The following is a 17,423-nucleotide window of genomic DNA, read 5'->3' as shown; positions in this document are numbered from 1 at the left end:
TGTAAATTACTCTTCAGCTTCACCAGCAGCTTCTTTGATAAGAGGCTGAAGTTCACCTTTTTGGAACATCTCAACGATGATGTCACAACCACCGATCAGCTCACCATTTACCCAAAGTTGTGGGAAGGTTGGCCACTGTGCGTAGTTTGGCAACTCTGCACGGATATCAGGGTTTTGCAGGATATCTACGTAAGCGAACTTCTCGCCACACGCCATTACCGCTTGTGCCGCTTGAGATGAAAAACCACAGCTAGGCAGTTTTGGTGAACCTTTCATGTATAGCAGGATTGCATTTTCTTCAATCTGCTTTTTGATTTTGTCGATAGTTTCCATTGCTTCCTCTTAAGGGATACTTGACTTATTTGCCTCATTCTACTGTTTTAAATCAGAATAAAAACCATAATAAGCTAATGGTTATTGGATTTTAGTTCGATTGTGATTTGAATCTCGAACCCCACCAAGATTTAGCCTTAGAATAAATGACTGTTTTTAAATGATATTTTAATTTTAACAAACTTTTTTTGAGTCTTTTCTTTTAATAAAGTAAAAAGTTGATAAAATACTCCTCAAGTTCATTAGCTATCTGACAGCACAAGTGTTTTAGATATCTAATGGACTTGAAGTAAAGTCAAAAGGCAGCCTTGAGCTGACCATAAATAACAAAAATTCATTGGAAGCAATAACGAAAGGGCTTACACACTCTTTCGCATCAACGGAGAATCGAGCAATGGCATTCGAACTACCAGCACTACCATACGCAAAAGATGCACTAGAACCACATATCTCAGCGGAAACTCTAGATTTCCACCACGGTAAGCACCACAACACTTACGTTGTTAAGCTAAACGGTCTTATCCCTGGTACTGAGTTTGAAGGTAAGTCTCTAGAAGAGATCGTTAAGACTTCAACAGGCGGCGTATTCAACAACGCAGCTCAAATCTGGAACCACACTTTCTACTGGCACTGTCTTGCACCAAAAGCTGGTGGCGAACCAACAGGTGCTGTTGCAGACGCAATCAATGCTGCATTCGGTTCTTTCGAAGAGTTCAAGGCTAAGTTCACTGACTCAGCAATCAACAACTTCGGTTCTTCTTGGACTTGGCTTGTAAAGAAAGCTGACGGCTCTCTAGAGATCGTTAACACTTCAAACGCAGCAACTCCGCTGACTGAAGAAGGCGTTACTCCACTACTAACAGTAGACCTATGGGAACACGCATACTACATCGACTTCCGTAACGTTCGTCCAGACTACATGAATGCTTTCTGGGCACTAGTTAACTGGGACTTCGTTGCAGAAAACCTAGCTAAGTAATTCAATACTTACCAATGCTATTTCACAGGCTCGCTTAGGCGAGCCTGTTCTTTTTTAAGTACATTATTTTCAAATTAATCCCTAAAGCTATCCCTTACCTTGCCGTTAACTAAATAACCTCTTAAAAAACGGCAAAAACATGCAAGTTCATACACTCGACAAAGCTGGATTAGTCAACGAATTGACCCTAGGTAGCGGCATTAATAATGCAGTGAACCAAGGTCGTCGTGCTGATTTTGCCTTGTTGGTTTCGCTGTTTTCTAACGATGTACGTGACAACACCCCTGTTGAACAGGTCGATGAAATTGAAGTGAGCGATCAAATCTTGCGAGAGCAATTTGAGCTCGCTAAACCACAACAGCTTCGCTCAGACCAAGACAGCTACGCTCGTTCTGCAACGCAAGCACAACTGTTTCACCAAGGCTCAATCACCGGAGCTCACCTTGCTCATCAACTTCAGCCTGATGCACTGTGCTACATGCCAGAAGATACCTGCGACCTGCCAGAAGAGGTTTATCACAACCTATCTAACCACGAGCGCACCTCTCTAACCCAAACGGCACCAAAAGCGGTTATTCCACAAGATATCTACAAGCAGATGGCCGCTGCACGTCTAAATCACCAGATTCAAATGCAAGCCTAGCAAATCATCGTTAACACCCTGAAAAATATAACCTTATTATATTATGCGCATCATTGCTCATCATCTCAATGCTGAGAAATAATCTTGCAACATGCCATTCCATTTGTGAACAAGCGCCTATTTTTTGAACTTGATTACCTATAAATCAGCAAAAGGGCACCGAATTCACATTCATTTTATGAATCTTGTCCATACTTGTTATTCACAACTTTTGAGGACTTACTCACCGAGTTATCCAAGATAGTTGCATATGGCTTTTTATGGACGAATTTCCATCCTAGATAATGCAGTGCATTAGTTAAAAAACAAATAAAAACAGATGGATGCCATTGGCTGTACGATTAAAAGAACAAAATGGGGTATCCAATGGATATAAAAAACTCAGTCGTACTTATTACATCTGCAGGGACGGCTTTAGGAAGCACACTAGCAACGCATTTCCTCACGCTTGGGGCAAAAGTCATCGTTGCTGACACAGATTCACACGCACTGCTAGAAACCATCAAGCGTTGTCGAGCCGTCGTAGACAAGGTGAACTACTTTCACCTGTCAAATACCTCCGTGCAAAGTGTCAATGCACTGTTTGACTATATCGATGACAACTTCGACCAAGGGTTAGATGTGCTGGTTAACTATTGGCCATCAGCACCTTTACCAAGCTTGCTGAGTGAAAAGCCAAGTCGTAACTCTTTCACCACAGAGCTAGCCAGCTTTGCATCGCCGCTATATAGCTTTGGTCAAGTTGGGGCTTCTCGAATGCGAAGTCAGGGCAAGCATGGTGTGATCGTCAACCTTTCTGCAGCACTCAATGATTCAGAATCCGAAGGTCTTGAAAATGTGAGTGCCCTACTCACAGGAATGACACAGAGCTGGGCGAAGGAGCTCAACCCTTTCAAAATCCGTGTGGGCGGCGTGGTGCCAAATATAAGTCAACTATCCTCGCACTGTAGGAAACGTGCCCACCTGCAAGATGAGCTGATCCGCAACACTGAATATATCGTGGCTAACGACTACTTTAATGGGCGGGTCATGGCGGCTGAAGCATAATTAGTAAACCAATAGAGCGATTAAGGAGGCATCACGCCTCCTTTTTTATTCGGTTTACTACTGTTTGCCCTCTAGCAGATCTACAATCATTGGTTCGAGTTTTGTCATTGGCAAGTAACCGGACACTACCTTACCTTCAATTAGCATTGCGGGCGTACCACGTATGCCAAGCTGACGAAATAGTGCGAAATTCTGCTCTATCATCTCATCCGTGTGCGGATTGGTATCTACATGCTGCCTCAAGTCTAGCGTCTTTGCGATGTGAGCAATGGACTGGCTATTATGCACACCTGGCTTTTCAACCAACATTTTGTGCAAGCTTGCGTATTTTTCTCTGTCGTTTAACCAAGTGTTGAGCGCAAAGTTGGCTGAGTTCGCACTGTGATGCCCCTCTCTAATAGGAACATATACGTTCACCACCTTAACCTCATCTGGGTGGCGCTCAGTCAATTCATGCAATACTGGGTCAAGCTTCTTGCACCATGGGCAGCTGTAGTCTGTGAAATTAATGATGGTTAGTTTTGGGCTTTCTGCACCAAAAGAGGAGTGCTGATCATTGTTATACATATAATCGTAGTGCTCTTTGACCGCAGCTTCGACTGAGCCCTGCTGAGCAACATAGGCTCTCAAACTGGTATGAACGGAATCAACGATTTCCGGGTTATTGGTGAGTATCTCACTGACTTCATCAATTTTTTGTTGAGTATTTGCTTGTGCAAGCGGTGCCATAGAGACCGCTGCTAGTAAAAAGAATAAAACTGTTTTCATTGTATTTTTCATCATCTAATTATTTTGCTAACCATGCTCTTGCGAACAGGCCGATTGGGGTCGTAATGCCAGTAGTAACAGAGGTAATTTCTCCGCTACGGATCACAGCGATGGTTGGAGTTGCGGAGATCCCCCATTGGCTTGATATCTCGCCCGCAGGGTCATTGATGTTATTAAATTCATACCCTTTGGTTTGCATATAATGCGAGACCCGTTGTGCACTACCAGAGCTTAGACTTACGCCAACCACTTCAAAGTCTGATTGCTCACTAAGCCAGTCGATAGATGGGCTGACAAAGTTGCACACGCCACACCAAGTCGCCCAAAAATACACCACGACAGGCCTTTCTTGGCTAATGGCTAGAATATCGACAACCTTTTGCTCGTCAGCGAGTTGCATCAGTGAAGGTAGGTTATGCTCAGGCATACTTTGCTTTCTCCACCAGTCGAGACCGGCGGAAACTAATGTCACCATAAGCAGCCATAGCGCAATGTCTTTTGCCCAAGTTGAGCGTGTTTTTTTAGTCGCCATCCTGAACTCACCCGCTCGCTTTATTAAGCGCATCCATGACCGCTTCTTGAGTAAGAATCACAGGCAATGGAATACCTTGCGGTGCATTGGGGCCGTATACCATATTAAATGGCACACCATAGCGCCCATTGGCTTGCAAATAATCTGTGACTTTTTCACTCGGGACAGTCCAATCCCCTTCCATCGCAACCACATTGGCAGAGGTTAACTTGCCATAGACTGGCTGCTGCAAAATCACGCCGATTTCATTGGCTTTACAGGTAATGCACCAATCTGCGGTGACGTTAACAAACACTGTTTTTCCAGCGTCTACCTGTTGTTGAATAGTTTGCACTGACAATGGTTGCCAGTTTGGGTCTTGCGGCAAAGGTGTGCTCCAATGGTCCGCAGTCATTCCGCCAATCATGAAACCTAATCCAGCGAAAACTACACTAATACCCCCTAACCAAGCGGCAGCGCGTTCACCATAGATTTTCATCACTCGATAAAAAACAAACACAAACCCAGCGATGCCAATCACAACGACCCAGAACACGGGTAAATGACTGGATAACAAAGTCAGCAGCCAAACACTGGTGATCAACATCATGCTGCCAAACAGCACTTTGACATAGTTCATCCAAGGTCCCGGCTTAGGCATCAAGCGGGCGATGTTTGGGAAAGCCGCCACTAGAAGCCACGGGAAAGCCATGCCTAATGCTAGAAAAGTAAAGATCACAAACATCGTTGAGATACTTGTCGCTAACGCAAATGCAACTGCGGTACCTAAGAAAGGCGCTGAACATGGGGTTGCGAGCAGGGTTGCAAACATCCCTTGAATGAAGTTACCTCGATAGGAGTTATCTCCTTTGCTGGCTACCCATGTACTGGCTTGTGAGGGGAGTCTGATTTCAAACAGCCCCAGCATATTGGCACCAAATATTGCAGTCACCAACACCATCAAGCCGATGAACCAACCGCTCTGAAACTGCACACCCCAGCCTATTGCGCTGCCTGACACTTTAAGTACTGCCAATGCACCGGCGATCAGCCAAAAAGAGGCCAAAACACCCATTGCCGAAGCGAAAAACTGCAAACGAATCTGGCGCTTTTCAAGCCCTTGAGAACTTATGACACTGCTTAGCTTCATTCCCAACACTGGCAGTACACACGGCATGATATTGAGGACCAAACCGCCCAAGAAGGCGAATAAGATCATCTGGAGTAAGGATGATTGACTGGTACTCTGAACAATCGCTTGCGGGTTTGCGACCACTGTGTACTCTGACAATAATTGATCATCATGGACAGTGACCGTTATATTTTGCCCAGCAAGCTCAGGGGTGCCCATCCAACTTGAGGCTTCAAACCTTGCGACTAGTGAAGTGCCATCAACCTGATACTCCAATGGTGTAAAGGTGGTTTCTTGCAGATCTGAAGAAGAGCCATCAATCAGTATCTCTGGCTTCTTCCAGCCTAGATCGTGCTCTAGAGTCACTTGCAATAGACTGGTTTGATCATCCCATCCAGCTTCCACTTTCTCTATCAATGGTGAGGGTTGAGGTACCCGACTCATTGCTTGGTAGTAAGCGTGCGCTGCATCAGCGTTCACTTTGAGCTTGGCTGGGGCAAAATCTAACTCAAAAAAATAGTCCGTCAGCACGCATATTGTGGTGCATGAGGATAGAGTGAGCTTGGCGTTTAACTTGGTCGGTTGATTGAAATCTTCCACCACTACGCTTATCGGAAACACCACGCTATCTTGATAGCCGAGTGTTTCTATTCCCAGAATAGAGTAGCGCTCAGGATAGGGCCAATACCAGTTTACCGCCTCAATATTGTTTGAACCTTCCCAGCTCATACTCGGCGCAATGCCGCCCTCGCCTGGGCTGCGCCAATATGTTTTCCAATCATCGCTAAGGCGTACTTCGAGAAAGCCCTCAGCTCTGCGCTGCTCTTGATCGACTAACCCAGTCAACACAAAGCGAGTCTCGATGGGAGGATGTTTAGGATCGCTTAACCACCCACTAGAAAAGGGCTGCGCATAGGCATTAAACGTTAAGCTAACCAGTAGAGCGAACCAGCCTAACAGGCCAGCACGCTTGATAAGATGTTTAATTTGCATATAAATACCTAGAATAAAGTTATAGAAATACCCTGGCTAATCGCCAGTAAAGTTCTTCGCTTTATTCTCGGAATACACAAATCCTAAGATGTAACCGATGGGGAGATGAAATCGGTTCAGTAAAAGAGTGGTATCTCGATAACGGAACAATTTGCCACAAGCCAACCACGACGGCGATAACCAACAGCGCAAATAGCTGTGCGTCTACTTGGTGTTGGTGCGCACTCAAAAGCTGCTCAGATAAATCACACTCTTGTGGTGCTTCAGTGGATGCGAGTTGCTCGCTTTGAACCGTCTCATTGACAGGACAAAGCCCAACGACACCATAACTTTTCGATGCACATACCAAAATCACCCAGCAGGTTAGAAGCAATATCAGCTTAAATCGCTGTTGTCTGCAATGGGTTGGAAACATGGCTATTAGCGGTTCATCGAATGGTTAAATTAGAGCCTGCTAACCTAACACGTTTTGCTTTCCTCAAGAGATATATAAATAGTTTCAAATTGTTTCCCTATGATATGTATTTGCACCTACTCATCACCGGAACTTGGCAAGCTGTTTCTGTGTCAGTGTTATACCAACCCAGCAAAAGAAAAACCCCTCACCGTTTCCGGCAAGGGGTTTTGTTATTTCGAGCTATGGTTTCGTGCTAGCGAAAACCTATCTCACTGAAGATTAAGCGTTAGCTTTCTCTTTCTTAGCTTTTGGCGCTTCTTTCGCTTCTTGGTCAGCTTTCTTCTTGATTACTGTAGTACCTTCGAAAGTTTCACCTTCTACGAATGCTTTACCGTGGTAAGAAGCTAGTAGAACTTCTTTAAGCTCAGTGATTAGAGGGTAACGTGGGTTCGCACCAGTACATTGGTCATCGAACGCTTCTACCGCTAGCTCATCTAGCTTAGCTACGAAGTCAGCTTCAGAAACACCTGCTTCTTTGATTGACTTAGGAATGTCTAGGTTAGTCTTCAGCTCATCCAACCATGCTAGTAGACGTTCAATCTTCTGAGCAGTGCGGTCACCTTCTTGGCTTAGGCCTAGGTGGTCAGCAACTTCAGCGTAACGACGACGTGCTTGTGGACGGTCGTACTGAGAGAACGCAGTTTGCTTAGTTGGGTTGTCGTTAGCGTTGTAACGAACAACGTTAGAGATTAGTAGTGCGTTCGCCAGACCGTGTGGTAGGTGGAACTCAGCACCAATCTTGTGAGCCATTGAGTGACAAACACCTAGGAATGCGTTCGCAAATGCCACACCAGCGATAGTTGCTGCGTTGTGTACTTTCTCACGAGCGATTGGGTCTGCTGCACCGTTAGCGTAGCTTGATGGTAGGTACTCTTTAAGCATCTTAAGTGCTTGTAGAGCTTGACCATCTGAGTATTCGTTAGCAAGAACTGATACGTAAGCTTCTAGTGCGTGAGTTACTGCATCGTAACCACCGAACGCTGTTAGAGACTTAGGCATGTTCATTACTAGGTTCGCATCAACGATAGCCATGTTTGGCGTGATTTCGTAGTCAGCTAGTGGGTACTTAGCACCAGTCTTGTCGTCTGTAACAACAGCGAATGGAGTAACCTCTGAACCAGTACCTGAAGTTGTAGTGATACATACAAGCTCAGCTTTTTGACCCATTTTAGGGAACTTGTAGATACGCTTACGAATGTCCATGAAACGCATTGCTAGTTCAGCGAAGTGCGTTTCTGGGTGCTCGTACATTACCCACATGATTTTCGCTGCATCCATTGGAGAACCGCCACCTAGAGCTAGGATAACGTCTGGCTGGAAGCTCTTCATTGCTTCAGCACCTTTCTCAACAACAGATAGTGTTGGATCCGCTTCTACGTCGAAGAATACTTGAACTTCGATGCCTTGAGCTTTAAGTAGTTTCACTACTTCGTCAGCGTAACCGTTGTTGAATAGGAAACGGTCAGTTACAAGGAACGCACGCTTCTTACCTTCTAGGTCGCCTAGAGCGATTGGAAGGCTACCACGGCGGAAGTAGATAGACTTAGGTAGTTTATGCCACAACATGTTTTCAGCTCGCTTAGCAACAGTTTTCTTGTTGATTAGGTGTTTAGGACCTACGTTCTCAGAGATTGAGTTACCACCCCAAGAACCACAACCCAATGTTAGAGACGGTGCAACGTTGAAGTTGTACAGGTCACCGATACCACCGTGAGTGGTTGGGATGTTGATTAGGATACGAGCTGTTTTCAGTTTGTCACCGAAGTAACGGATACGGTCTGCGTTAGTGTCTTGGTTAGTGTAAAGACCAGACGTGTGACCGATACCGCCGATTTCAACCATAGTTACCGCTTGAGCAACTGCGTCTTCGAAGTTGTCAGCACGGAATAGACCTAGCGTTGGAGATAGTTTCTCGTGAGCGAATGCGTCGTCGTAAGATACTTTACCTAGACCTTCACCAACTAGAACTTTAGTGTCCGCAGGAACTTTAACACCTGCAAGCTCAGCGATTGCTGCTGCTGGCTGACCTACGATTTTAGCGTTAAGTGCGCCGTCGATTAGAAGCACTTTACGTACTTTATCTGCGTCAGCTTTGCTTAGTACAACTGCTTTGTGAGATGCGAAACGCTCTTTCACTTCGTCGTAAACTTCGTCTACTACGATTGCAGCCTGCTCAGAAGCACATACTACACCGTTATCGAACGTCTTAGACATTAGGATAGAAGCTACAGCACGCTTAACATCAGCAGTTTCGTCGATAACTACAGGAACGTTACCTGCACCTACACCGATCGCTGGCTTACCAGAAGAGTAAGCTGCTTTAACCATGCCTGGACCACCAGTTGCAAGGATAAGAGCGATGTCATCATGCTTCATTAGGCCGTTAGATAGCTCTACAGATGGCTGGTCAATCCAACCGATGATGTCTTTTGGAGCACCTGCTGCTACTGCTGCATCTAGAACTAGTTTCGCTGCATCGTTAGTAGAGTTCTTCGCACGTGGGTGTGGCGAGAAGATGATGCCGTTACGAGTTTTCAGAGAGATTAGAGATTTGAAAATCGCAGTAGAAGTTGGGTTAGTTGTTGGTACGATACCACAGATGATACCTACTGGTTCTGCGATAGTCATAGTACCTAGGTTGTCATCCTCTTCAAGGATGCCACATGTTTTTTCATCTTTGTATTTGTTGTAGATGAACTCTGACGCGAAGTGGTTTTTGATAACCTTGTCTTCTACGATACCCATGCCAGATTCTTCTACCGCTTGTTGCGCTAGAGGAATACGAGCGTGGTTAGCCGCTAGAGAAGCAGCTCGGAAAATAGCGTCAACTTTTTCCTGTGAGAAAGTAGCAAATTCCGCTTGTGCTGCTTTCACACGTGCAACCATTGCATCCAATTCAGCCATATTTGTTACAGGCATAATGAATCTCCTAAAGATTTAACTAAAATTTAAAAACTATTTAGTAAGTCCGCCCAAAGGTTTCAGTTAACCTTTGATTTGTATGATTAATTGCAAATGACATACTTAGTAAATTGCTTTCAGAACTGAGTATAATCTTTCAAGTTTGTAAAAAAATTGACTCAGATCAGTTCTGCAAAATTAATTAGAGCAATGAATTAATTAAGAATATCAATAAGCAGTTAAGTATATGTAATAAAAGAAAAATAACCCTTTGGTGGTAGCTGCTCAAAAAACCAACCATTAGTTGTAGCTAATATATGTCAATTCCAGTGCGTGTAAAAAAGTTTCAATTTTTGGCTAAATTACAAACTCTTAGCTAAGATTTACGTGCTACAACCTATGGTTTCAACAATGATATAGAAGCGCCATCAATGCAAGTTAATTTATAAAGATAATTTTTTTATTAATAATTCTTCACAAAAAACACTGCCTTTCACACGATACTGGTAGAAGTCCAACTTACCTCCTCCCACAAAACACATTCATGGGGATTATGGTTAAGTCAAGCCACACACTTGGCGCTTACATTTATACGAAAATTCTCTCGTAATTATGTGGCGATTACCTTACATTGTGCGGGATTTTCTACTCTCTTTTTTTACCTTGGACGAATCAAACTATGCAAAGCCTTGAAATAGCGATCTATTTGCAGTTCTTTCTTGGTCTGGTAGCCGCAGTAAACCCTGTGGGTATCATGCCGATCTTTGTTTCTCTGACCAGTCATATGTCACCAGAGGAAAAGATCAAAACCGCAACAACAGCCAACATTAGTGTCGCCGTGATTTTGATTGTGTCATTGTTAGCCGGACAAGCGCTGCTGGATATGTTTAGTATCTCGTTGGACTCGTTCCGAGTTGCCGGTGGTCTACTGCTGATGAGTATCGCTTTTACTATGATGAGTGGTAAATTGGGTGAGGATAAACAGAACAAGCAAGAAAAGTCTGAGTTTGTTAGTCGTGAGCAAATTGGTATTGTTCCGCTGGCTATGCCTTTGATGGCTGGCCCGGGTGCTATTAGTTCAACCATTGTATTTGGTTCTCGCTACCCAACATGGTTTGATACCTTCGCCATCATTCTGACCGTCATTGCTTTTGCATTTTCAAGTTGGCTACTATTTCGCTCAGCACCTTACATTGTTCGCTTGCTAGGGCAAACCGGAATCAACGTCATCACTCGTATTATGGGTCTAATATTGGCAGCACTTGGTATTGAGTTCATTGCCAACGGTGTGCGTAACCTCTTCCCAGGTCTAGCTTAAGTTCGCAACAACTAGCCTAAGTAATTAATTGCGTTAGAATGTTGCTCTAGTCAAATTAGATAGAGCAACATTCATGACGAAACCCCATTCTCTTAAACATCACCTCTATGTCATTATTTTTGGTACCCATACCAAAGGTGGGCGTCGTTTCGATATCGCTTTAATTGTCGCTATTTTGAGTTCATTGCTGGTTTTGGTGCTGGACTCCATCCCAGAACTCAATACTCTCTATGGCCAAGAGTTTCGTTATGCGGAATATGGGTTTACTCTGCTATTCACCCTAGAATACCTATTACGCCTCTACTGTTCGCCAAAACCTATGGCATATGCCAGAAGCTTTTATGGCATTGTAGATATCTTGGCGATATTACCCACCTACCTAGCATTTTTGTTCCCTGGTGCGTCTTTCATGGCGGTGATCCGTCTTCTTCGTGTCATGCGCATCTTCCGCATCTTGAAGTTGGTACGTTATCTACAAGACTCCAATCTTCTGCTGCGTTCACTGCTCATGTCTCGCCGCAAGATTTTTATCTTTTTTAGCACCGTTGGAATATTGGTGACCATTTTTGGCTCATTGATGTTTGTCGTTGAAGGGCCTGATAATGGATTTGATAGCATTCCGAAAAGTATTTACTGGGCGATCGTGACCATTACTACGGTAGGTTATGGAGACATCGTCCCGCAGACGGGATTTGGCAAAGCAATTGCTGCGTTAACAATGCTACTGGGTTATTCCATCTTAGCTGTGCCTACGGGCATTATCACTGCTGAACTCAACCACGAAATGAATGCACATCGTAATCTAGTCAAATGTCCAAACTGCTCTCGCAGCGGTCATGAAACTGATGCACTGTTTTGTAAGCATTGTGGTGGGGAATTGGCAACGCCGGAGGATCGAGTGGTGCCGGTGGGGGAGTAATCTCGGGAAACGGGAAACGGGAAACGGGAAACGGGAAACGGGAAACGGTAAACGGTAAACGGTAAACGGTAAACGGTAAACGGTAAACGGTTAGGCTGCCTTTTCGTTAGGGATGAGTCAACACCGTTTACTATATGTAACGCATCCTTGCCTCCAAATACAACAAACCCAGAACTGGGTATCCAGTTCCGGGTTTTATTTTAGGGCCTTAAGCTCATTATTTTTCAGCTAAGATAATACGCAGTGTACGGCGAAGCGGCTCTGCAGCACCCCAAAGCAATTGGTCACCAACGGTGAATGCGTTGAGGAAGTCATTACCCATCGACATCTTACGCAGACGGCCAACAGGGATGGATAGCGTGCCAGTCACTTTGGCAGGCGTTAGCTCTTGAGCGGTGATGTCGCGATCATTCGGGATCACTTTTACCCAATCATTATGGGTTGCAATCATCTCTTCAATTTCATCCATTGGGATGTCTTGCTTAAGTTTGATGGTCAACGCCTGAGCGTGGCAACGCATCGCACCAATGCGAACACAAGTACCATCAATTGGGATTGGAGAGCCGTCAAGACCTAAGATCTTGTTCGCTTCCACGCCTGCTTTCCATTCTTCTTTACTCTGGCCGTTATCGCGTTTCACATCGATCCATGGGATCAAAGAGCCTGCTAGAGGTACACCAAACTGGTCAGTTGGGAAAGAGTCTGAACGTAGGGTATCGGCAACTTTCTTGTCGATATCTAGGATAGAGCTTGATGGGTCAGCCAGTTCAGAGCTAACACAATCATTCACAACGCCCATCTGAGAAATCAGCTCGCGCATGTTTTTAGCGCCCGCACCAGAAGCTGCCTGGTAAGTCATTGCGCTCATCCACTCTACGTGGCCTTTCTCGTACAGACCACCCAGTGCCATTAGCATCAAGCTAACGGTACAGTTACCGCCGACAAACGTGTTGGTTCCTGAATGAATGCCCTGCTGAATTTGTGCAAGGTTGACAGGATCAAGCGTAATGATGGAATCAGAAGCCATACGCAGTGTTGATGCTGCGTCAATCCAGTAGCCTTTCCAACCTGCCTGACGCAAAGCCGGGTAAACTTTTTCTGTGTAGCTGCCACCTTGACAAGTAATAACAGCATCCAGTTGTTTCAAACTTTCAATGTCGAAAGCATCTTGCAACATACCTGCACTCTTGCCAAAATTCGGTGCTTCAATACCTACTTGAGAAGTGCTGTAAAATACTGGTTCAATCAGATCAAAATCTTTCTCTTCGACCATTCGTTGCATCAGCACTGAGCCGACCATACCACGCCAGCCGACCAGACCTACTTTCATCATCGTTACGCTCCTTGTTTAAAATATGAATATGTTCCATCTATAAAAGTTTATGCTAACGAAAACAACCTTTTTTGCCAGAAAAGTGTAAATAGTCGTTGATAGGCCAAAAAACCACACTTTTCTCCTCTCTCGGTCGCGAAATTAGGAGTTGTTACTTACCTTTTTCCCGACGAAGTAACCCAAGCCAAATGGTGCGAAGAAAATCACCAACACAAACAAGATAAAGTAAATCAGCACGCCTTTTATCAACTTGGTTAACTCTTGCAAAGCCAAGGCCACCACTTCTTTTGACAGTTTTTCAAGATCTTCCGTCATCAAGGTACGCTGCTCCGCCACCACTAGAGCGATCTCAGTACGTTCCCTTTCAACCATTTGGTCAAAAGCTTCTCGTTCTTGACTTAGCTTTGCCATTTGCTCGGAAGTCATCGAATTTAGGTCTTTTAGTAGCGGCTGTAACTCTTTACCCATTTGCTGGGCTAGGTGCTGCATGTACTCAGGGTTATTCTCAACAAAGTCCTGAAACTTATAAGACGTCTGGGTAATTGAGTCTAAGGTTTGATTGAGCTTCTCTCCGCTGACGGTACTGTGCATCGCAATAAGCTCTGCCTTCCACGCCATAATTTTGGGTGTTTGTTCTGATACCAGGCTTAAGCGATCTGATACATCACCAAGCGCTTCAGGCATGGTTCCCAATGTGCTCACCGCTTCACTTTCGTCAATATTTTGGTATTTCAACCAATCATTAAACGCAGGCGAGCGGCGAAACCAGATTTCATCAAACGGGTGGCTGCGAGCAAATTCGTGTACAAAAGTCCGACTCGACAGATAAGCTTGCTCCCCTAGAATGCGTTTAGCCAACTTCTCCACTTGCTCGGTTAATGCTTTGCTGGTTTGCTTGGCATCATCACTTGCGAACAGATCTTGCCCTGCCCCAGTGTTAAAAAAGTGCTCCATCTGCAAGGTAAACACCCAAGTATCTATTAGGCCAGCCGTCGGTGACACTTGATATGCCGAGTTCTGCATCCCCTCAAGAGCATAAATTTGCCAAAGCAGAAGATCTGTTTGAGGCTGTTTGTCGTTAGATTCATACAGGCGAGATATACGCTCGGCACTATCTTCTACTTGGCTAAAGAATGATTTCGCGTATTCACGGGTCAAGATACGCATATTGAGTTCTTGTTGGGTCAACGGAGTGGTTTGCGAGTCAAATTTCACTTCCAGTAGAGAACAGGCAGACAGGGACACAACAGCCAATAGGATTGAGAAAGGCTTAAACATTTTCAGCCACATAAAGCGCCATTCCTAAACGAAAAAGGGGAGTAATATTTTATATTTTACTCCCCTTACACTTGATGATCATCCAAATCAGGTCATTTAACCACTCAGGTGGTTGATAAGTGTGCTTCTACGGAGTCAATCACTGCAAGCAATATGCTTTCAAAGCTCGCCACCTCATCGGCTGATACACTTTCTCCGTGCTTGAGTTTCTTCTCTATCGTTAGAGAAATCTCCTTAAGCTCTGATGCGCCTAGGCTACCGGCAATCCCTTTTAAGCTATGTACTGTTCGCGTCGCTTTTTCTAGGTCATCTTCTAGCTGCTGCTTAAAACGATTGACGTCATCTTTGTGATCTTGAAGGAAGATGGACAGCACCATGTCAACCGAGTCTTTATCTTGCTCAAACGTATCCAACATATACTCGAGATCAAAGTCTGAACTAGAGCTAGTTTTTTTGACAGCTGGCTTAGTCTCACTAGATTGAATATCGGTTTCAGCGATTTCCTTTGATTCAATTGGAATCACTGCCTGTTGCATGTTCGGTTCGTCGCTAGGAGAAGCTGACTTGCTCTCCTCTCTCTGATCATTTGGTGATTCCACGAAGTTTGGCAAGGTCTCTTCAGATTCTTCTAGCGTGTTATTTAGCTCTTTGGCTTGCAGGGTCTCTTGCTCATCACCTACGGTACGAAACACCAATAAGGTCAGCCCAAGCATTGCGACCACACCGAACACAGCAGCAATGAAAACCAAGCGCCACTGAATATCATGGCTTTGCTGAACTACGATGCTGATTTCCTTAACCAAAGAGTGGCTGAGCAGCCCACTGGTCAGAAACCCAATTTGTGCATGTTCGGCCAGCACAATCGAAACTTGTGACAGCATGTCTTGAAGCTCACTGCGATATTCAGGTTCCAATTGGTAAGATTTATCTAGTAGCTGCTCCAAAATACGATAATTGATGGGTTGATCGATATCTTCGGCAAACAGCGCACCAAATAAGTACGCGCTCAGCTCGTTGTAATAAACTCGAACCTCATCGGGCATCGCTGGATCATTTTGAATCTCAGCGAGTTCCAGTGCTAATGAACCAAGATTGGAGCGAAGTTGAATATACGCTTGCGCCCGCTCAAGGTAACGATCGGCGACATAAAAGAAGTGGGTCAGATCTGTGGTAAGAAAGCCGCCTTCATAATCCGCCTCCAATTGCAGCCTCAAAGAGCGGATTAACTGCATGCTTAATGAAAGCTGGTCAAGTTGCTGGGCACGGATAGTTTCGGGGGAAGAGAGTGCGTGTCGAAACTCTTCCAATTGATTAGAAAGAAGGTTGAACTGGGTATGCTGACGCTCGGAATAGAGATAGCGATTGATAGACAAAGCGGCAACAACCACCCAAATTGCCCACAAAAGTATTGCCCATCTCCTCGCGTGTGTTTTCTTCATACTCTATCCTTGAGTTTAAAAGGGGGCATTTGCCCCCTTCAATTGTTTTTATTGGCCCTTGCTACGATTTAGCTGTTCACGCAGGTTTGGCGGAGTGCCTTTAATGGTCAACGTATCCGTTTCTGGATCATAGAAGATACGTTCACCTAGCAAAAGTGCATCAAAGTTAACAGATACCCCACCACCCGCACCAACATACTTGGTCAACTTGCGTACTGCCGTGCGATCGCCAGGGAAACTTTCTTCTAATTCATAGCCTTGTTCTTGAGTGTAGTCAAAAAAGCTGGTGCCATCGCTACTCGATGGTAGCTCATGCGATAGTTCTCTCACTTCCACTTCATCGCCTGATTTGATCTGCTCATTACAATAATCAGCAACCTGCTTGCGATACTCCAAAGCATCTTCTTTTTCTAACTTTGAGTCGGTACAAAAATCTTCGACCGCTTGCATCAAAATCTGGTTTTGTTGCTTGCTATCGAGACCAACCTCAGCCTGTAAGAAATCTAAGAAGAAGTCAGACACTTTTCGGCCAACACGGCCTTTGATGAATGTTAAGTAACGATTAGAGTCTGGATCGCTTTGATAGAACGATAGGTCAATTCTTGCCGCAATATCCATTTTCGAGATATCAAGATAGTCAGTCGCACTAATATCGAGACCTTCAGTCACTTTTAGACTTTGATTAGATGGCAAGACACCAATAAACAGGTACTCTGTCGCAAGCGATTGATATTCTGCTAAAACAAGAATGCCTTCATCGGCAAATGGGTACTTTGCAAGCTCAGTTTTAAGGCGGCGAGCACTGTCTTGAGAAAACTCGTAGAAGTTCTTCTCACCTTGGCGAAATTCTTGCAACCAACCTTTAAATTCGCTGTCGGAGCTAAAAGAACCAAAGCCTTTTCCAGCTTTACTGTTAAACACTCGATGCAGTTCAGCGACCAGATTTTCAGTAGAACCATTGTGTTCAAGGGCTGATTCGCGGAAATGGACTTCTAGTTCTTCTTGGTCGTTTTTAACCAGCTGGTGAAGAATAACGTTGGAAAGATTCAAGCTCATAGTGAATTTAATTTACGTTGAGGTTTCAGTTGAAGGTGGGAGTAGGTTATCATAAGCCGCTTTCACTATCATTAGCAGAGTTATTATGCCTATTACATCAAAATACAGTGACCAACAAGTTGAAACTATCCTTGCAGAAGTTGCAGCCGTACTCGACAAACACGGTGCTGGCAGCGAGCTGTCACTAATGATTGCTGGAAATATCGCTACCAATGTCTTAAATACCAACGTTGCTCCTTCACAACGTAAAGCAATTGCTGAAAAATTTGCACAAGCGCTGATTTCTTCAGTAGACAGCGACAACAGCCACTAAGAA

At 44.6% G+C, this 17,423-nt stretch carries 16 protein-coding genes; 6 read left to right on the top strand and 10 right to left on the bottom strand.

Annotated features, from left to right (window positions below):
• Positions 1 to 6 precede the first annotated feature (6 nt).
• Complete coding sequence (locus J4N39_RS04500; protein WP_252022358.1) at positions 7 to 333, bottom strand: Grx4 family monothiol glutaredoxin; 327 nt, start codon at positions 331 to 333, stop codon at positions 7 to 9.
• Between the two features lie 394 nt (positions 334 to 727).
• Here J4N39_RS04500 and sodB point away from each other — a divergent pair, with 394 nt between their 5' ends.
• From sodB to J4N39_RS04485, 3 genes are all read left to right on the top strand, one after another.
• A complete protein-coding gene (gene sodB / locus J4N39_RS04495; protein ID WP_252022357.1) occupies positions 728 to 1,312 on the top strand; it encodes a superoxide dismutase [Fe] in 585 nt (194 codons plus the stop codon).
• A gap of 139 nt (positions 1,313 to 1,451) precedes the next feature.
• Positions 1,452 to 1,955 (top strand): VC2046/SO_2500 family protein, encoded by a 504-nt coding sequence (locus J4N39_RS04490; RefSeq protein WP_252022355.1) that lies wholly within the window; start codon positions 1,452 to 1,454, stop codon positions 1,953 to 1,955.
• A gap of 366 nt (positions 1,956 to 2,321) precedes the next feature.
• Complete coding sequence (locus tag J4N39_RS04485; RefSeq protein WP_252022353.1) at positions 2,322 to 3,002, top strand: SDR family oxidoreductase; 681 nt, start codon at positions 2,322 to 2,324, stop codon at positions 3,000 to 3,002.
• Positions 3,003 to 3,059: 57 nt separating this feature from the next.
• Here the strand turns inward: J4N39_RS04485 and J4N39_RS04480 are convergent, their stop codons facing one another.
• From J4N39_RS04480 to adhE, 5 genes are all read right to left on the bottom strand, one after another.
• On the bottom strand, positions 3,060 to 3,770 hold the full coding sequence (locus J4N39_RS04480; protein ID WP_252022351.1) for a DsbA family protein: 711 nt from the start codon (positions 3,768 to 3,770) through the stop codon (positions 3,060 to 3,062).
• 19 nt (positions 3,771 to 3,789) lie between these two features.
• The gene (locus J4N39_RS04475) at positions 3,790 to 4,302 is read right to left on the bottom strand and encodes a protein disulfide oxidoreductase (protein ID WP_252022349.1); all 513 of its coding nucleotides are present in this window, start codon (positions 4,300 to 4,302) and stop codon (positions 3,790 to 3,792) included.
• Positions 4,303 to 4,309: 7 nt separating this feature from the next.
• A complete protein-coding gene (locus tag J4N39_RS04470) occupies positions 4,310 to 6,406 on the bottom strand; it encodes a protein-disulfide reductase DsbD family protein (protein WP_252022347.1) in 2,097 nt (698 codons plus the stop codon).
• A gap of 61 nt (positions 6,407 to 6,467) precedes the next feature.
• Entirely contained in the window at positions 6,468 to 6,821 is a 354-nt protein-coding gene (locus J4N39_RS04465) for a hypothetical protein (protein WP_252022346.1), read from the bottom strand.
• Between the two features lie 261 nt (positions 6,822 to 7,082).
• Positions 7,083 to 9,782, bottom strand: coding sequence for a bifunctional acetaldehyde-CoA/alcohol dehydrogenase (adhE, locus tag J4N39_RS04460; RefSeq protein WP_252022344.1), 2,700 nt, complete (start codon positions 9,780 to 9,782; stop codon positions 7,083 to 7,085).
• Positions 9,783 to 10,443: 661 nt separating this feature from the next.
• Between adhE and J4N39_RS04455 the strand changes: the two genes are divergently transcribed.
• Together J4N39_RS04455 and J4N39_RS04450 are read left to right on the top strand one after the other, a co-directional pair.
• Entirely contained in the window at positions 10,444 to 11,082 is a 639-nt protein-coding gene (locus tag J4N39_RS04455) for a YchE family NAAT transporter (RefSeq protein WP_252022342.1), read from the top strand.
• 73 nt (positions 11,083 to 11,155) lie between these two features.
• The gene (locus J4N39_RS04450; protein ID WP_252022340.1) at positions 11,156 to 12,001 is read left to right on the top strand and encodes an ion transporter; all 846 of its coding nucleotides are present in this window, start codon (positions 11,156 to 11,158) and stop codon (positions 11,999 to 12,001) included.
• Between the two features lie 217 nt (positions 12,002 to 12,218).
• Here J4N39_RS04450 and asd read toward each other — a convergent pair whose 3' ends face one another.
• The 4 genes from asd to yejK form a co-directional block, all read right to left on the bottom strand.
• On the bottom strand, positions 12,219 to 13,331 hold the full coding sequence (gene asd / locus J4N39_RS04445; protein WP_252023621.1) for an aspartate-semialdehyde dehydrogenase: 1,113 nt from the start codon (positions 13,329 to 13,331) through the stop codon (positions 12,219 to 12,221).
• Positions 13,332 to 13,475: 144 nt separating this feature from the next.
• Positions 13,476 to 14,624 carry a chemotaxis protein gene (locus J4N39_RS04440; RefSeq protein ID WP_252022338.1) on the bottom strand — a complete coding sequence of 383 codons (1,149 nt, stop codon included), beginning with the start codon at positions 14,622 to 14,624 and terminating at the stop codon, positions 13,476 to 13,478.
• A gap of 92 nt (positions 14,625 to 14,716) precedes the next feature.
• On the bottom strand, positions 14,717 to 16,051 hold the full coding sequence (locus J4N39_RS04435; RefSeq protein WP_252022336.1) for an Hpt domain-containing protein: 1,335 nt from the start codon (positions 16,049 to 16,051) through the stop codon (positions 14,717 to 14,719).
• A 48-nt stretch (positions 16,052 to 16,099) separates the two neighbouring features.
• The gene (gene yejK, locus J4N39_RS04430; RefSeq protein WP_252022334.1) at positions 16,100 to 17,107 is read right to left on the bottom strand and encodes a nucleoid-associated protein YejK; all 1,008 of its coding nucleotides are present in this window, start codon (positions 17,105 to 17,107) and stop codon (positions 16,100 to 16,102) included.
• Between the two features lie 85 nt (positions 17,108 to 17,192).
• Here yejK and J4N39_RS04425 point away from each other — a divergent pair, with 85 nt between their 5' ends.
• Positions 17,193 to 17,420, top strand: coding sequence for a YejL family protein (locus tag J4N39_RS04425; RefSeq protein WP_252022323.1), 228 nt, complete (start codon positions 17,193 to 17,195; stop codon positions 17,418 to 17,420).
• Positions 17,421 to 17,423 lie beyond the last annotated feature (3 nt).

Origin of the sequence: Vibrio sp. SCSIO 43136, assembly GCF_023716565.1 — a bacterium.
In the GTDB taxonomy this organism is placed as follows: Bacteria; Pseudomonadota; Gammaproteobacteria; order Enterobacterales; family Vibrionaceae; genus Vibrio.
The sequence above is the reverse complement of the archived record's forward strand: the minus strand, read 5'-3'. Positions and strand labels throughout refer to the sequence as shown.

What these genes read in the sequence shown, in the direction of transcription:
- J4N39_RS04500 (WP_252022358.1), bottom strand. Translation starts at nt 333, where the DNA reads ATGGAAACTATCGACAAAATCAAAAAGCAGATTGAAGAAAATGCAATC.
- J4N39_RS04455 (WP_252022342.1), top strand. Translation starts at nt 10,444, where the DNA reads ATGCAAAGCCTTGAAATAGCGATCTATTTGCAGTTCTTTCTTGGTCTG.
- J4N39_RS04435 (WP_252022336.1), bottom strand. Translation starts at nt 16,051, where the DNA reads ATGAAGAAAACACACGCGAGGAGATGGGCAATACTTTTGTGGGCAATT.
- J4N39_RS04440 (WP_252022338.1), bottom strand. Translation starts at nt 14,624, where the DNA reads ATGTGGCTGAAAATGTTTAAGCCTTTCTCAATCCTATTGGCTGTTGTG.
- adhE (WP_252022344.1), bottom strand. Translation starts at nt 9,782, where the DNA reads ATGCCTGTAACAAATATGGCTGAATTGGATGCAATGGTTGCACGTGTG.
- asd (WP_252023621.1), bottom strand. Translation starts at nt 13,331, where the DNA reads ATGAAAGTAGGTCTGGTCGGCTGGCGTGGTATGGTCGGCTCAGTGCTG.
- J4N39_RS04480 (WP_252022351.1), bottom strand. Translation starts at nt 3,770, where the DNA reads ATGAAAACAGTTTTATTCTTTTTACTAGCAGCGGTCTCTATGGCACCG.
- J4N39_RS04475 (WP_252022349.1), bottom strand. Translation starts at nt 4,302, where the DNA reads ATGGCGACTAAAAAAACACGCTCAACTTGGGCAAAAGACATTGCGCTA.
- sodB (WP_252022357.1), top strand. Translation starts at nt 728, where the DNA reads ATGGCATTCGAACTACCAGCACTACCATACGCAAAAGATGCACTAGAA.
- J4N39_RS04470 (WP_252022347.1), bottom strand. Translation starts at nt 6,406, where the DNA reads ATGCAAATTAAACATCTTATCAAGCGTGCTGGCCTGTTAGGCTGGTTC.
- yejK (WP_252022334.1), bottom strand. Translation starts at nt 17,107, where the DNA reads ATGAGCTTGAATCTTTCCAACGTTATTCTTCACCAGCTGGTTAAAAAC.
- J4N39_RS04450 (WP_252022340.1), top strand. Translation starts at nt 11,156, where the DNA reads ATGACGAAACCCCATTCTCTTAAACATCACCTCTATGTCATTATTTTT.
- J4N39_RS04485 (WP_252022353.1), top strand. Translation starts at nt 2,322, where the DNA reads ATGGATATAAAAAACTCAGTCGTACTTATTACATCTGCAGGGACGGCT.
- J4N39_RS04425 (WP_252022323.1), top strand. Translation starts at nt 17,193, where the DNA reads ATGCCTATTACATCAAAATACAGTGACCAACAAGTTGAAACTATCCTT.
- J4N39_RS04465 (WP_252022346.1), bottom strand. Translation starts at nt 6,821, where the DNA reads ATGTTTCCAACCCATTGCAGACAACAGCGATTTAAGCTGATATTGCTT.
- J4N39_RS04490 (WP_252022355.1), top strand. Translation starts at nt 1,452, where the DNA reads ATGCAAGTTCATACACTCGACAAAGCTGGATTAGTCAACGAATTGACC.